General features: G+C 61.7%; 11 protein-coding genes and 2 pseudogenes. 2 read left to right on the top strand and 11 right to left on the bottom strand.

The window, feature by feature from the left end; translation table 11 throughout:
• Positions 1-128: 128 nt before the first annotated feature.
• The 11 genes and pseudogenes from secA to ACFQT0_RS08535 form a co-directional block, all read right to left on the bottom strand.
• Positions 129-3,529: pseudogene (gene secA / locus ACFQT0_RS08585) on the bottom strand (preprotein translocase subunit SecA).
• A 331-nt stretch (positions 3,530-3,860) separates the two neighbouring features.
• Positions 3,861-4,796 (bottom strand): SDR family oxidoreductase, encoded by a 936-nt coding sequence (locus ACFQT0_RS08580; protein ID WP_380201960.1) that lies wholly within the window; start codon positions 4,794-4,796, stop codon positions 3,861-3,863.
• Complete coding sequence (locus ACFQT0_RS08575) at positions 4,750-5,589, bottom strand: hypothetical protein (RefSeq protein ID WP_380201958.1); 840 nt, start codon at positions 5,587-5,589, stop codon at positions 4,750-4,752. Before ACFQT0_RS08575 ends, ACFQT0_RS08580 begins: the two co-directional genes overlap by 47 nt.
• Before the next feature lie 674 nt (positions 5,590-6,263).
• Positions 6,264-7,442, bottom strand: coding sequence for a UDP-galactopyranose mutase (glf, locus tag ACFQT0_RS08570; protein WP_380201956.1), 1,179 nt, complete (start codon positions 7,440-7,442; stop codon positions 6,264-6,266).
• Positions 7,443-7,489: 47 nt separating this feature from the next.
• Positions 7,490-7,990 carry a hypothetical protein gene (locus tag ACFQT0_RS08565; RefSeq protein ID WP_380201954.1) on the bottom strand — a complete coding sequence of 167 codons (501 nt, stop codon included), beginning with the start codon at positions 7,988-7,990 and terminating at the stop codon, positions 7,490-7,492.
• Positions 7,885-8,796: a hypothetical protein gene (locus tag ACFQT0_RS08560; RefSeq protein ID WP_380201952.1), complete on the bottom strand. Its 912-nt coding sequence runs from the start codon at positions 8,794-8,796 to the stop codon at positions 7,885-7,887. The genes ACFQT0_RS08565 and ACFQT0_RS08560 overlap by 106 nt, the downstream gene beginning before the upstream one ends.
• A gap of 175 nt (positions 8,797-8,971) precedes the next feature.
• The gene (locus ACFQT0_RS08555; RefSeq protein ID WP_380201950.1) at positions 8,972-9,526 is read right to left on the bottom strand and encodes a GNAT family N-acetyltransferase; all 555 of its coding nucleotides are present in this window, start codon (positions 9,524-9,526) and stop codon (positions 8,972-8,974) included.
• A gap of 27 nt (positions 9,527-9,553) precedes the next feature.
• Positions 9,554-10,351: a diaminopimelate epimerase gene (gene dapF / locus ACFQT0_RS08550; protein ID WP_380201948.1), complete on the bottom strand. Its 798-nt coding sequence runs from the start codon at positions 10,349-10,351 to the stop codon at positions 9,554-9,556.
• Between the two features lie 157 nt (positions 10,352-10,508).
• Positions 10,509-11,336: a penicillin-binding transpeptidase domain-containing protein gene (locus tag ACFQT0_RS08545; RefSeq protein WP_380201946.1), complete on the bottom strand. Its 828-nt coding sequence runs from the start codon at positions 11,334-11,336 to the stop codon at positions 10,509-10,511.
• 103 nt (positions 11,337-11,439) lie between these two features.
• Positions 11,440-11,562, bottom strand: a pseudogene (locus ACFQT0_RS08540) (hypothetical protein); the annotation flags it as partial.
• 92 nt (positions 11,563-11,654) lie between these two features.
• Positions 11,655-12,305, bottom strand: coding sequence for a hypothetical protein (locus ACFQT0_RS08535; protein ID WP_380201944.1), 651 nt, complete (start codon positions 12,303-12,305; stop codon positions 11,655-11,657).
• Positions 12,306-12,671: 366 nt separating this feature from the next.
• On the opposite strand from ACFQT0_RS08535, the gene ACFQT0_RS08530 reads away from it, so the two are divergent.
• A complete protein-coding gene (locus ACFQT0_RS08530; RefSeq protein ID WP_380201942.1) occupies positions 12,672-13,556 on the top strand; it encodes a class I SAM-dependent methyltransferase in 885 nt (294 codons plus the stop codon).
• A 233-nt stretch (positions 13,557-13,789) separates the two neighbouring features.
• Positions 13,790-14,743, top strand: a complete 954-nt coding sequence (locus tag ACFQT0_RS08525; protein WP_380201940.1) for a Ppx/GppA phosphatase family protein — start codon at positions 13,790-13,792, stop codon at positions 14,741-14,743.

Raw genomic sequence — 14,743 nt, 5'->3', positions numbered from 1 at the left:
TGTACTGCTTCTCATCGGTGATGTTTAGCAGGATTGAAAGAAAAAGCCCCTCGCTGAAAAGCAAGGGGCTTTTTCTTTATCAGTTGTGTTGCTCAGTCCCGCTTGAATACGAGAATGGCCCTACGCACTTAGTCGACCAGCACGCAGCGGTTTTCCAGCACGTCCTGCTCTACGGTCTTGTACTTCACGTCGCGCACCACGCGGCCGTCCATGTACTGCACGCTCACCTTGTCGTTGCGGTTGGCTACTTTCTGGCTGCGCACGGGGGTTTGCTTCACGGCGGGCTGGTCGTCGGGGCCCATGTCTTCGGGACCGGCGCCGAGCGAGTCGAGCATGGACTCGTGCTCCACGGTGAGCTGGGGCGCGGGCTCTTCGTCTTCGAGGTAGTACTCGGGCTCGTCGTTGGTGCCCACCATGCCTTGCTGCACGGGCACGTCGGCATGGAACAAGAACGAAGTAGTCTCCTCGTTCACCTTGCCAATCATGCGCTTGAATAGCTCAAAGCTCTCGAACTTGTACACCAACAGCGGGTCTTTCTGCTCGTACACCGCGTTTTGCACCACCTGCTTCAGGTCGTCCATCTGGCGCAGGTGCTGGGTCCAGGCCGTGTCAATCACGGAAAGCACCACCACCTTTTCCATCTGGCGCAGAATGTCGTGTCCGCCGCTGGCCTGGGCCTTGCGCAGGTTGGCGATGGCCTGCACCTGCTTCTTGCCGTCGGTGAAGGGCACGGCGATGTTTTCGTAGGGCGCGCCGTTGTTGAGCAGGTCGTTCACCAGCGGCAGGGCGTTGGTGGCAATGTGCTCGTTCTTGCTCTGGAAATAGCCCAGGGCTTCTTCGTACAGCTTCTGGGTGAGGGGAGCAACCTGCAGGCTGGTCAAGTCCTGCGCCGTGAGGTAGGTGTCGTAGCCGAATACCCGGATAACGGCCAGCTTGAAATCCTCGAAGTCGCCCGTGATTTTGTGGCCGGCGGCGATGTCCTCGCTCACGTCATAAATCATGTTGAGGATATCGACTTCCATGCGGTCGCCGTGCAGGGCGTTGCGGCGGCGCTTGTACACCACTTCGCGCTGGGCGTTCATCACGTCGTCGTACTCCAGCAGGCGCTTGCGCGTGCCGAAGTTGTTTTCCTCCACTTTCTTCTGAGCCCGCTCGATGGAGTTGGTAATCATCGAGTGCTGAATCACTTCGCCCTCTTCCATGCCCATGCGGTCCATCAGCTTCGCAATCCGGTCGGAGCCGAACAGGCGCATCAGGTTGTCCTCCAAGCTCACGAAGAACTGCGAGGTGCCCGGGTCGCCCTGGCGGCCGGCGCGGCCCCGCAGCTGGCGGTCCACGCGGCGGCTTTCGTGGCGCTCCGTGCCGATGATGGCCAGACCACCCGATTCGCGCGAGGTTTCGCGCAGCTTAATATCGGTACCACGGCCGGCCATGTTGGTGGCAATGGTCACGGTGCCGGGGAAACCAGCGGCGGCCACAATCTCAGCCTCGCGCTGGTTCTGCTTGGCGTTCAGCACCTGGTGCTGGATGCCGCGCAGCTTCAGCATGCGCGAAACCAGCCAGAAATTTCAACCGAGGTAGTACCTACCAGCACCGGGCGGCCGGCTTCCACCAGCTTCTGGATTTCCAGGGCCACGGCGTTGTATTTCTCACGCACCGTTTTGTACACCTGGTCGTCGGAGTCTTTGCGGCTTATGGCGCGGTTAGTGGGAATCACCACCACGTCGAGCTTGTAGATTTCCCAGAACTCGCCGGCTTCGGTTTCGGCCGTGCCGGTCATGCCGCACAGCTTATGGTACATGCGGAAGTAGTTCTGCAGCGTCACCGTGGCGTAGGTCTGGGTGGCGTCTTCCACGCGCACGTTCTCCTTGGCCTCGATGGCCTGGTGCAGGCCATCGGAGTAGCGGCGTCCTTCCATTACGCGGCCGGTTTGCTCGTCCACGATTTTCACCTTGCCGTCCTCGGTCAGGATGTACTGGTCGTCCTTCTCAAATAGCGTGTAGGCCTTCAGGAGCTGGTTTACGGTGTGCACCCGCTCGCTTTTCTCCTGGTAGTCGCTCATCAGTTTTTCCTTCTGATGCAGCTTCTCTTCGGCCGAAAGCGTGGCGTTTTTCTCGATGTCGGCGATGGCCATGCCGATGTCGGGCATGATGAACAGCTTGGGGTCTTCGCCCTGGGCCGTAATCAGGTCGATGCCTTTTTCGGTTAGCTCAATTTGGTTGTTCTTCTCGTCGATGGTGAAGAACAGCGGCTCGTCGGCCTTGGGCATCTGCCGGGAGTTGTCCTGCAGGTAGTGGTTCTCAGTGGCCTGGAGCACGGCGCGGATGCCGCTTTCCGAGAGGAACTTGATGAGGGCTTGCTCTTGGGCAGGCCGCGGTGGGCGCGGAACAGCATGAGGCCGCCCTCGCCGTTTTTGTCGCCTTCCTCCACACCGGTTTTGCCTTCGGCAATGAGCTTGCGGGCCTGCACGAGGTAGTTCTGCACCACCTTCTTCTGCTCGTCTACCAGGCGCTGAATGCGCGGCTTGAGCTGATAAAACTCGTGCACGTCGCCGCGGGGCACCGGGCCGGAGATGATGAGCGGCGTCCGCGCATCGTCAATGAGCACGGAGTCAACTTCGTCGACCATGGCGAAGTGGTGCTTGCGCTGCACCAGGCTCCTCGGGGTCGCGCGCCATGTTGTCGCGCAGGTAGTCGAAGCCGAATTCGTTGTTGGTGCCGTAGGTGATGTCGGCCTGATAGGCAGCGCGGCGCTCAGGCGTGTTGGGCTGGTGCTTGTCGATGCAATCCACGGTGATGCCGTGGAACTCGAACAGCGGCGCGTTCCATTCGGAGTCGCGCTTGGCCAGGTAGTCGTTGACGGTTACGAGGTGTACGCCGCGCTTCGACAGCGCGTTGAGGAACGACGGCAAAGTCGAAACCAGCGTTTTGCCTTCGCCCGTGGCCATCTCGGCAATTTTGCCCTGGTGCAGCACCACGCCGCCAATCAGCTGCACGTCGTAGTGCACCATGTCCCAGGTGATTTCGGCACCGCCGGCCAGCCACTTGTTGCTCCAGATAGCCTGGTCGCCCTGAATGGTACAGTTGGGGTGGGTGGCGGCGTATTCGCGGTCGTGGGCGTTGGCCGTAACTACCAGGCTGGCCGTTTTCCTTGTAACGGCGGGCGGTTTCCTTCACAATGGCGAAGGCCGGCGGCAATACCTCCAGCAGCACGGCTTCGAGGTCCTTGTTGCGCTGCTTTTCCAGCGCGTCAATTTGCTCAAACAACACCTCTTTTTGCGCCACATCGAGTGGGGCTGGCTGTCGATTTGCTGGTGCAAGCCGGCAATCTGCCCGTCGAGGCCGGCGAGGCGCTCGTCGATGCGGGCCCGGACACTTTGGGTCTGCTCGCGCAGCTGGTCATCGGTCAAGCCGGCCAGTTTGGCATATTCGGCATTAATCAGCGCCACGTAGGGCACGATTTCCTTTAAATCGCGCTCCGACTTGGAGCCAAATATTTTGGCGACGGTCTTGCCTAGGAATTCAAACATCAGGTAGTTTTTTAGCGAATAGCGCCGGGGCGCACCCCAAATTTACGGAGCCTTCCGCTAAAACCGTCCCAAAACAAAAATTACGACACCTTGGCAGAAGGGTAAGTGGTGTAACAGCAGCTCAACCAAGGCAGTTCGCAGCGCGAAGCGGCTTGCATTTCCTTGATAAAAACATGTAGGAACGCGCCATGGCGCGTTCAATCGTTAAACGGTCAGGCGTTGTGGGCGAACCACAAGGCGCGACCGCTGAACGCGCCAAGGCGCGTTCCTACAAATTGCCGCCGAACCATCCAACGATTGAACGCGCCATGGCGCGTTCCTACATCCTTGGTTAGCCCGCTACAATGGGGTGGTGCTCCATTTCCCGCACGCATTGGTCGAGGGCATGCTCCAGCGAGCGCAGCACTATGCCTTTCTCGCTTACCAGCACGCTTTGGCGGGGCCGGGCGGCTGCCAGGCCAAAGCCGGCCATGGGACGCGGCACTACCAAATCCGGCGACAGGCCGGCGCGCGCAATGGCCATGCGCGCCAGCTCGGCCCAGGTGCACGAGCCGTGGTTGGTCACGTGCCAGATACCAGCGGCATCATCCAGTAACAAATCCAGCGAGGCATTCACCAGGTCGGGCACGAAGGTGGGCGAAATGCGCACGTCGTCGGCTGCTTCAAACTGCTCGCCGCGGCGGGCGGCCTGCACCGCAAAGTGCACAAAGTTGAACTCGTCCCAACTGCTGAAAAACGCACTGGTGCGCACCACCAAGGCCTGGGGATGCACCGCCAATACGCGCTGCTCGGCAGCCAGCTTGCTGCGGCCGTACACGTTCAGCGGGTTGGGCTTCGACGACTCCGTGTAAGGCTCGTCCTGCTCGCCATCGAACACCAGGTCGGAAGAAAAGGTGAGAAACGGCAGCTGGCGGGCGGCGCAGGCGGTGGCCAGCACCGACGGCCCGGTAGCGTTTTCGCTGAAGCACTGCCCGGCATCGGTTTCGGCGGCATCTACCCGCACGTAGCCAGCCACATTGACGACTGCCCAGGGACGAACTTTATCCAGCACGTTTTCCACCGAAACCGGGCTGGTAATGTCCAGCTCGGCCCGGCCCATGGCCACCGCCACCAGGCCGCGGGTGTGGCAGATGCGCTCGAGGGCCCGGCCCAGCGTGCCGTGGGCGCCCGCGATGAGCAGGGGCCGAATGGCACGCTCGGAGATGTGGTCAGGAACGAAATCAGGCCGCATATTCCAGGTCTTGTTGTTGGTCATGGGGAGCAGCATAAGTTGCTTTCACTCCTGTTTTAACGGCTTTGAGTACGCGCGGTTGAGCCGGAGCGGTACTGGGCTGGAACTGCACCCGACCGGGGCGCTGCCACCAGCCCAGGCTTTGCAGCACGGGGTGCTCGAAGGGCTGGTTGTGGGCCAGGTGGCGCACCAGCTTGGCCAGCATGGTGGGCCGGAGCTGGCCGCTGCGCACATCGAAAACGCCGGTTTCGTAGCTGTCGGCGTTGCGGGTGAGCAGGCTGTCCCAGTCGAACGTGCCAAACAACGACCAGACCGTGACGGCGCGCACGTCGGCGCCTTGCTCTTGGGCGGCCCTGGCCTCGTTCCATACATAGCTCAACCAGCGCACCTGCTCCTCACGGGTACAGTTGAGATGGGCTTCCGTGATGGCCACCGGCAGGTTGTAACGCTGCCAGGCTTGCAGCAGCAGGCTGCACACGCCGGTCATTTTCAGGTTGCCTACGCGCACGGCCTCCACATCAGCGTAGCGCTGGCGGCCATTGTCGGCGACGTGACATTCCCAATAATTATTCAACCCTTCATCCAAAAACCGTTCGCTGGTGAGGTAGTGGTTCAGGCCCATGATATCGGGCGGGCAAGGGTCGTCGAGCCACGTTTGCAGCTCAGCTTCGCTGGCGCCGTGCTCGGTGAGGTAACCCCAAAATAGGTGCTCGGGCGTAACGTGGCCGCACAGCAAGTCGAAGCTGAGCCAGCGGCGCAGGTTTTCGAAGTCGGCCTGGTAGCGCAGGGCAGGTGTGCTGTGCACCTGGGCCAGGTCCTCGGTTTGCACCAGCCTGGGCGTGCGGGATGATTTCCCGGATGGCCTTCATCGAGAGCCGCGTGGCGTCGAGCTGGTTGAGCAGGGCGCGCACGAAGGTGCGGTCGTCGGCGGTGTGGGGGTACCAGTGGCCGTAGAGCGCGCTGAAGCGGGCCGTGGTTAGGGGCTCGTTTACGGGGGTGAAGTGGGTGAGCCAGGGGTAGCGGACGGCCACTTTGGCCGCGTGCTGGGCCAGGCCGGTGGCAAAGTTGTCTTCGTGCAGGGCCGTGTAGCGGGGGCCGCTGCCGTGGTGAACCAAGCCAATGATGGGGTTGATGCCCAGTTCGCGCAAACGCGGCAGGCGAATGTCGGGCCATGCCCAATCGCAGATATCCGGACTATCGGGGCAGGTGTGCTCCCACAGCAGCGGGTAGCGCAGGGTTTTCAGGCCAAGGTCGGCCAGTGCGTCCAGGTCATCGAGCCGATGCCAGTGGCCATTGCGGGTGAGCTGGTCAGAATAAGTATCGCCCACGCGGCAATGGCTGCATTCGATGCCGCCCCAGATATCTAATTGGTTCATAAATAATATAGTCGGTGGAATAATGGTCCAGCCAAGCGCGCAGCTTAACCTGGACTTAAATCAAACTGCCACCCCGACGCAGGCGCGCAAGGGTGGCAGCTGAATAGGTGACAGAAACCCGTGGGCGCTATTCCTGCTTGGGAGAGCGGCTCACCAGCTTGTCGACCAGGGCCGTGCTGCCCGTGATGGCGGGGCGGGCGGGCTTGGTGGCGTTCTCCTTTTCCGTCAGCTTTTTGTAGAGCGTCAGGGCCTGGGCCACCACCTGGTCCATGTTGTAGTACTTGTAGGTGGCGAGGCGGCCCACGAAGTGCACGTTGGGCGTTTCATCGGCCAGCTTCTTGTACTTGTTGTACAGCTCGGCGTTCTCGGGCATCGGGATGGGGTAGTACGGGTCGCCCTCGGCCTGCGGGTACTCGTACACGATGGCCGTTTTGGGGTGGTCCTGGCCGGTGAGGGCCTTAAACTCGGTGATGCGCGTGTAGGGGTGCTCGTTGGGGTAGTTTACCACGGGCGCGGCCAGGTGCTTCTCCTTGCTCAGCGTCTCGTGCTTGAACTCGAGCGAGCGGTAAGGCAGCTTGCCGAACTGGAAGTCGAAGTACTCGTCTACCGGACCCGTGAAAATCATCTCCTTGAAGGGAATGAAGTCCATCACCTCGTGGTAGTCGGTGTTGAGCATCACCTTGATGTTGGGATGGTCGAGCATCTTCTCAAACATCCGGGTGTAGCCGTGCAGGGGCATGGCCTGGTAGGTGTCGGTGAAGTAGCGGCCGTCGCGGTTGGTTCGGGTGGGCACGCGCGACGTCACGGATTTGTCGAGTTGCGAGGGGTCGAGGCCCCACTGCTTGTTGGTGTAGTTCTTAAAGAATTTATTGTACAGCTCGCGGCCCACTTTGCTCACCACCACGTCTTCCGACGTTTTGATGACATCTACTTTCTCGGCCACCGACTCAAAGAACTGCTCAACTTCAAAGCTGGTCAGGTTCAGGCCGTAGAGCTTATTGATGGTATCGAGGTTGATGGGCATGGGCACCATCTGGCCGTCGACCGAGGCCAACACGTGGTGCTCGTAGGGGCGCCAATCGGTGAAGTTGCCGAGGTAATCAAATACGTCCTTCGAATTGGTGTGGAAGATATGGGGGCCGTACTTGTGCACCAGAATGCCGTCCTCGTTATAGTGGTCGTAGGCATTGCCCGCAATGTGCTGGCGCTTATCGATAACAAGGACCTTCTTATTGCTGCGGGTGGCCAGCCGTTCGGCGAGCACGCTGCCGGCAAAACCGGCCCCAACGATGAGATAATCGAACATGGTGCGTAGGGGTATGGAAGTATGGAGACTAACGAGGATAATTAGGACTAATGGCGTGGAGCCGAATCGGGAAGGGGCACTTCCGAGACTTTGACGGCTGGTTGGGTGCCGGCGGCCGTGGCCGCATCAGGGGTTTTCGCAGCGAGGCGCTGCAGCATTAGGTCCACCATGTCCTGCCAGGTTTGGTCCCAGGAGATGGTGGCCAGGTAGTCGTCGGTACGCTGGCGCCAGTCGGCGTCTTCGCGCTGGGTGAGGGCCGTGGCAATGGCGGCGCCAAAATCAGCGGCGTTGTCGGCAATCTGCACCAGCTTCAGGTCGCCGTACGGGCGCACCACGTCGCGAATGGGGGTGCTTACCACGGGGTTGCCGGCCGCCAGGTACTCGGGCGTTTTGGTCGGCGAAATAAACTTAGTGCTTTCGTTGTCAGCGAATAGCAGCGTGGCTACCTCCCAACCCTTGAGGTAAGCAGGTAGTTCCTTGTAGTCCTTGCCGCCGAGGTAATGCACGTTGGAAGTGCGGGGCAGAATGGCCGGGTCAATCTTGACCACCGGGCCGATAATGACGAACTGCCAATTGGGGTGGTTCTGGGAAAGCTCGCGCAGCAGCTCAATATCGAGTCGCTCGTCGACCACGCCAAAAAAGCCAATCCGGGGTGCGGAATGGCGGCCTGGTCGGCCGGCTCGGCCAGCGGACCGCGGGCCTGCCCAAAGTGGGCCTTATCGATGCTGCTCGGGAAAGCGTGGGCATCGGGGTGCTGCTCCCGCTTGGCTTCGTAAAGGGTGTGCCCGCCCGTAAACACGAGGTCGGCCTTGCGGAACAGCTCCTGCTCGCGCTTCTTCAGCTCGGGATGGGCAAACTTGAAGTTGGCTAGCTCGTCCATGCAGTCGTACACGGTGAGCACGGGCTGGAAATGCCGCGATTTGGCCAGCGCCATGGGCGTGTAGTACCAGAACGCGTAATTGGTAATGCTTTGCTCGCTAAAAAATTGGCTGAGAAGCTCGAATTGGGCCTGGTCGCTGGCGGCTTCGTCGAGGCGGTGGCGCTGGGGCAGGTGCGCCACCACCACTTTTACGCCGTTGTCCCGCTCTTTTATTTCAATGTGCGGCTCAACCAGGTCATCGGCGTGATAAAAGGCATCTTCTACATAAAACACCCGGCCGACTTGCGCAAAGCGCGAAAGCAAATGCTGCGGGCGCTGCCATACGAAGTCCCAGTGTAAATGCGCAAAGCAAACCAGGTCGGGCAGGGTATATTCAGGAGTATTTTCGGCAGCTGATGCGCTGGGCCGGACAGCGGTGGCGGAGGCACGCAGAGGTACTTCCGCCGTCGACGATGGTGGCATGGATAACGGCAAGAAGATAAGGTTTCGCGCCGCATCGGGACAACACAGATAGACAACCCGGGCGCTTGGCACACTATACGGCCCCGCCTGCCGGAAGGATATGGTTGAGCTTACTCTGCTAAACAACCCAATCCAGTGCCATCTAGTAGCATCAACCGGTATGAATATTTAAATCCTTACATACCTATTAGCTCTGCTCGGCTTCGAGCAGGCATTGCCACTCCACGGCATCCTGCCAGCCGGTGGCGGTGCGCAGCCACGCCTGACGGGTGCCCACCCGCCGAAACCCCGCGGCCCGAAACAGCCTCATACTTGGGGCATTACCCATTCCCACAGTGGCATACACCTGGTGCAGCCGCAGCACGTGGCGGGCGTGGTTCTTCATCAGTTCCAGCGCCTGGCGGGCGTAGCCGTGGCGCCGCTCGCTGGCCAGAATGGTGATGCCGATGCCGGCGCGCTGGTGCAGCGGGTCGTACTCAAACAGGTCGACCACGCCCACGGGCGCGCTGCTAATTTCAGTAGTAACCACAAGCCTTAGCTGCCGAACTACGTATAAGTCGGCGCTTGCGTGCAGCAAATACTCACGCAGCGCTGTGCGCGAGACCGGAGCCAGCGTGTCGGACACGCCCCAAATGTCCGGGTCGTTCTCCAGCGCAAAAAGGAACTCCAGGTCCTCAGGCTCGAGTGCGCGCAGAAACACGGCGTTTCGTTGGGCTGGTTGCGGGGCGCTGGCGGTGGGCATAGGAAGCGAGAAACGAAGACTCCGAAGCTAGATTTTTCCTTCGAATACGCGCACGGCCGGGCCGCTCAGCCACACGTTCGTGAAGCCGCCGTCGGGCCGCGTGTCAAAGGATACTTCCAGCTCACCGCCCGGCGTGTGCAGGCGCACGGGCGAGGTGGCGCCGCGGCGGCTGGCAGCCAGGGCCACGGCCGTGACGCCAGTGCCGCAGCTCAGGGTTTCGTCTTCTACACCGCGCTCGTAGGTGCGCACGGGCCAGGGCTGCGAGAGGTCGGCGGGTACTTCCACGAAGTTGACGTTGGTGCCGGCGGGGTCGTAGGCCTGGTCGTAGCGGATGTCGTGGCCGGCGGCAAACACGTTGAACTCGGCCAGTCTGGGCGACTCCGTCGGGTCGAGGAAATGTACATGGTGGGGCGAGCCGGTGTGCAGAAATACGTCGTCCTCCCCTACCGCTGCTTCCTGCGGAGGGGCCACGTCTATCATCTTCAGGCGCACGGTGCCGTCGGCTTCCACGCGGGCATCGTGGGGGCCGTCCACAGCCAGGAAATGGGCCCGGTCCTGGATGACGCCCAGGAACTTAGCAAAGGCCACCAGGCAGCGGCCGCCGTTGCCGCACATGGAGCTGGGCCGGCCGTCGGCGTTGAAATACACCATTTCGAAATCGTAGCCGGCACGCTCGCGCAGCAGCATCAGCCCATCGGCCCCGATGCCGAAGCGGCGGTGGCAAAGGTGGGCAATGCGGGCCTGGTCGGTTTCGTCGAACTGCCGGGTTCGGTCGTCGATAATCACGAAGTCGTTGCCGGTGCCCTGGTATTTGTGGAATTGCATGAGAATAACCTGTGGCTACTAAAAGAACGTCATGTCGAGCGTAGCCGAGACATCTTGCGTGCAACACTAACTCAATCGTTGAACGATGCGAGCCAGATGTCTCGGCTACGCTCGACATGACAGACTGCAAAGAAACCGGTTTGCCAGCTCAATTTCCCTAATGCCCTTGCTCAGCCAGGTTGCCGCAGCGTAGCCACCCCTCCCAGCGCTTGCGCTTGGGGGCGATTTTGCCGCGCAGGTATTTCTCCATAATCAGGGCTGCGCAAGGGGCCGCCGACAGCCCACCGTAGCCCGCGGCTTCGATGTACACGGCCACCACAATTTTCGGCTGGTTGGCCGGCGCAAAGCCGGCGAACGTGGCGTGGTCGTCGCCCTCATCGTTTTGCACCGTCCCTGTTTTGCCGGCCACACTGATGCCTACGTCAGTCAGGCTGGCCAGGTCGGCGGTGCCGCCGCGGCCCAGTGCAGCCACCATGCCTGGAATGAGCGCGGCGAAATGCACGCTGTCGACCAGCGTGCGGTGCTTCTCCCGAAACTTGGGCAGCGGGGCGCCCGAGCTGCCCACGGCCCGCACAAAATGCGGCGTGTAGTAATAGCCGCGGTTAGCAATGGTGGCCAGTACGTTGGCGGTTTGCAGGCCGGTGAGGTTGATTTCGCCCTGCCCCACGCTCAGCGAGTAGATGTTGCCATAAGTCCAGTTGCAGGGGCCCAGGCGGCGGTCGTAGTAGGCCGCGGTGGGAATGAAACCGGGGCTCTCGCGCGGCACGTCCACGCCGAGCAGGGTGTCGAGGCCGAACGACTTCACGTGCCGCGTCCAGGCCATCAGATTCTGGCGCTGCACGGCGCAGGTATCGGCCGGCTGCGCCAGCGAGTCGGGCACTTGCTCCACCACGGTTTGCAGCACCCGGTAGAAGTACGGGTTGCAGCTGTACTTCAGGGCCTGGGTCAGGCTGCGGGCCCTGGGGTGGTGGTGCACGCAGTTCATAAGCGACTGGTCGCAGGCAAACGATGCATCGGCCCTGATGGCGCCCAGCCTGCAGGGCCACGGCTGCGTTCACCAGCTTGAACACCGAGCCCGGCGGATTGGCCTGCGTGGCGGGCCGGTTGAGCAGCGGCATGTCGGGGTTGAGCAGCAGCGCGCGGCGCTCCCGGCCACGGGTGGGGGCCATTATCACGGCGGGGTCGTAGGTCGGGGCCGATACGTAGGCCAGAATTTCGCCGGTGGCAGGCTCCAGGGCTACGATGTAGCCGCGGCGCTCGCCCAGCAGGCGCTCGGCGTAGGCTTGCAGCTTGGAATCGAGGCTCAGGTGCAGGTCCTGGCCGGGGCGGCCCGCGGTATCAGTAGCCCAGGAGCCGTGCCGCTGGCCCAGCGCATCGAGCAGGGGTGGGAGGCGCCGCGGCGACCGGTGAGCAGGCTGTTGTAGTAGCTTTCCACGCCGCCGTTGCGCAGGCGGTAAAAGCGGCCGCGGCGGAGGCGTTGGGCCTGGTACAGGAAGGGTTGGGCTGAATTGTAAGCGTAGCCCAGCACGGGCGCGGCCACGTTTTTGGGGAAGATGCGGGCCGTGTACTCGCGCACCCAGAGGTGCGGCCACTCGCGGCGGTGGCGGCGCAGGGTGTCGGCCTCCGAAAGGGTCAGCTCAATTTGCAGGGGCAGTTCCCGGCGGCGCATATCGGCCACCCGCGCCTGCAACGCACTATCGGGCCAGCCCAACAGTCGGTTGAAGCGAGTGGAGTCGAGAGGCTGACGCTTGGGCAACGTAAGCAGGTAGCGCTGCCCGGTATAAGCCAGCAGGGAATCGTGCCGGTCAAAAATCTGCCCGCGGTGTGGCCGGAATACATCCCGGCGCTGGGCATAGGTTTCGGGCGAAAGCAGCGGGCGCAGCGCGGGCGTGCGGGGCCACCACAGCACCAGCGCCAGCCCGGCCAGGAGCGCTACAATTGCGCCCGCCCACATCTTCCGGTTTGCAGTAAGCATCCGGTAAAGCTAAGTGCTAGTCTTCAGCTTAGCGGATACTCTTCGATAAACCGGACTTACTGCACCATTAAGAGCATTAATTATCTGACATTCATGCCCAAAATGCCGGCATCTACTCCTGCGTTGCCCTTAGTAATCTCCACACCTCGCAATTATGGCGGCGATGATTGCCACAGCCAATAGCGAGCCGATGCGCAGGGCCAGGAACACCCACGCTGGCAATTCTGGGTCTTTGCGAATCTTGAACATCTCACCTTATACGAGGCTGCCACTTCGCCGCTCCGGCCCGGGCGCCGGCCAAATCGGCCCTCCCTGCCGGGCACGGCCCCTACCTTTGCATTCTCTATGTACGACTTCCTCACCACCTCGCCCTGGCCCGATTACGAACTCATCGACAGCGGCAACTTCCAGAAGTTGGAGCGCTTCGGCAAGTATGTGCTGGCCCGGCCCGAGCCCCAGGCCATCTGGGACCCGCACCTTTCCCTGAAGGAATGGGAAAAGGCCGATGCCGCCTTCGCCCGCGCCCCCGGCTCCACCGAAAAAGGCCAGTGGCGCCTCAAGCCCGCCATGCCCGAACAGTGGCTGATTGCCTACGAGCGGCCCGACGGCCTCAAGCTGAAGTTTCGGCTGGGGCTCTCGTCGTTCAAGCACGTGGGCCTGTTTCCGGAGCAGGACCCCAACTGGCAGTTCATTTACAACCAGACGCGCAAGCGCCGCGCCGCCCTACCGCGCGTGCTAAACCTGTTTGCCTACACCGGCGCGGCCACGCTGGCCGCCCGCGCCGCCGGGGCCGACGTCACCCACCTCGACTCGGTGAAGCAGGTCAATTTCTGGGCCCGCGACAACATGGAAGCCAGCCAACTCGACGGCGTGCGCTGGCTGGTGGAAGACGCCATGAAGTACGTGCGGCGCGAAGTGAAGCGCGGCAGCAAGTACCAGGGCCTCATCCTCGACCCGCCCGCTTACGGCCGCGGCCCCAACGGCGAAAAGTGGCGGCTCGAAGACGAGCTCAACGAAATGCTCAAGCTCAGCCAGCAGCTGCTCGACCCCGAAGACCATTTCTTCGTGGTGAACCTGTATTCACTCGGCTTCTCGGCGCTAATCCTCGACAACCTGACCACGGCCATCTTCCCCGGCAAAAAAGCCGTGCGGGAATTGGGCGAGATTTATTTGCACGATTCCGGCCAGCGCAAGCTGCCCCTGGGCACGTTCTGCCGGTTTGCAACTTAAGTTTGATTGAACAACAACTCCCCTCCTTTTTTAAGGAGGGGATGTTCGAGCCAAGGGCTCGGACGGGGGTGGTTGCCTTCGTTGAACGATACCCGCACAACTGGCGGCAGAACGGCGCAGCAACCATCGTTCGTCCATCGTTCAACGACTTCACCACCCCAGGCTCAACTTAGCAGTTGAGCATCCCCTCCTTAAAAAAGGAGGGGAGTTTTTCCAACCTTTCCTTCTGCTTCATGCATACGCCGCACGCCCATCGCCGCCTTGCGCTCATTGACCTGGGCACCAACACCTTCCACCTGCTCATTGTAGAGATGCCCACCGCCCATGGCGAAAAGCCGCTGGTGCTGCTGCGCACCAAAGCCGGCGTGCGCCTGGGCGAAGGCGGCATCAGCCAGGGCATCATCGCGCCGGAGCCTTACGCCCGCGCCCTGCACACGCTGGCCGGCTTCAAGGAGGAAATTGAGCTGCACGAAGTGACCGAAACCCGCGCCACGGCCACCAGCGCCATGCGCGTGACCAGCAACGGCCCCGACCTGGTGCGCGACATTTATGAGCAGACCGGTATCCAGGTCGACGTCATTGCCGGCTCCCGCGAGGCGGAGCTCATTTGTGCCGGCATCCGCCAAGCTGTGCCGCTGGGCAACGAGCCGCATCTGCTAATGGACATTGGCGGCGGCTCGGTGGAGTTCATCATAGCCGACGAGGCCAGCATATTCTGGAAGCACAGCTTCGAAATCGGCGCCCAGCGCCTGCTCGACCAGTTTTTCCCCAACCCCGAAGGCATCATGCCGGCCGCTGCTGTAGCTGCCGAACAGGAGTATCTGGGCACAGTGCTGGCGCCACTCATTGCAGCCATCGACTACTACAAGCCCGTGAGTCTGGTGGGCGCGTCGGGCAGCTTCGACAGCCTAGCCGACATGCAGTTTGGCGAGATTCGCGCGGAGGCAAATTTGCCGCCTTCCACCGAATTGCCGCTGGAAAGCTTCCAGACCAGCTACCGTCACCTGCTCAGCTCCAACCACGAGCAGCGCATGGCCCTGCCGGGCATCCTGCCCATGCGCGCCGATATGCTGGTGGTAGCTGCCATCCTGATTGACTATGTGCTGGGTATCTCGGGCATTACCCGCATCCGCACTTCGGCCTACGCCCTCAAGGAAGGCCTGCTGGCCGAAATGCTCGCCGCCTAA

This window comes from Hymenobacter humi (assembly GCF_042665855.1).
In the GTDB taxonomy this organism is placed as follows: Bacteria; Bacteroidota; Bacteroidia; order Cytophagales; family Hymenobacteraceae; genus Hymenobacter; species Hymenobacter humi.
This window is presented reverse-complemented; position numbering and strand designations above follow the sequence as displayed.

Excerpts from the sequence above, each read along its gene's own strand:
- ACFQT0_RS08580 (WP_380201960.1), bottom strand. The coding sequence starts at position 4,796 with ATGCTGCTCCCCATGACCAACAACAAGACCTGGAATATGCGGCCTGAT.
- glf (WP_380201956.1), bottom strand. The coding sequence starts at position 7,442 with ATGTTCGATTATCTCATCGTTGGGGCCGGTTTTGCCGGCAGCGTGCTC.
- ACFQT0_RS08555 (WP_380201950.1), bottom strand. The coding sequence starts at position 9,526 with ATGCCCACCGCCAGCGCCCCGCAACCAGCCCAACGAAACGCCGTGTTT.
- dapF (WP_380201948.1), bottom strand. The coding sequence starts at position 10,351 with ATGCAATTCCACAAATACCAGGGCACCGGCAACGACTTCGTGATTATC.
- ACFQT0_RS08545 (WP_380201946.1), bottom strand. The coding sequence starts at position 11,336 with ATGAACTGCGTGCACCACCACCCCAGGGCCCGCAGCCTGACCCAGGCC.
- ACFQT0_RS08535 (WP_380201944.1), bottom strand. The coding sequence starts at position 12,305 with ATGTGGGCGGGCGCAATTGTAGCGCTCCTGGCCGGGCTGGCGCTGGTG.
- ACFQT0_RS08530 (WP_380201942.1), top strand. The coding sequence starts at position 12,672 with ATGTACGACTTCCTCACCACCTCGCCCTGGCCCGATTACGAACTCATC.
- ACFQT0_RS08525 (WP_380201940.1), top strand. The coding sequence starts at position 13,790 with ATGCATACGCCGCACGCCCATCGCCGCCTTGCGCTCATTGACCTGGGC.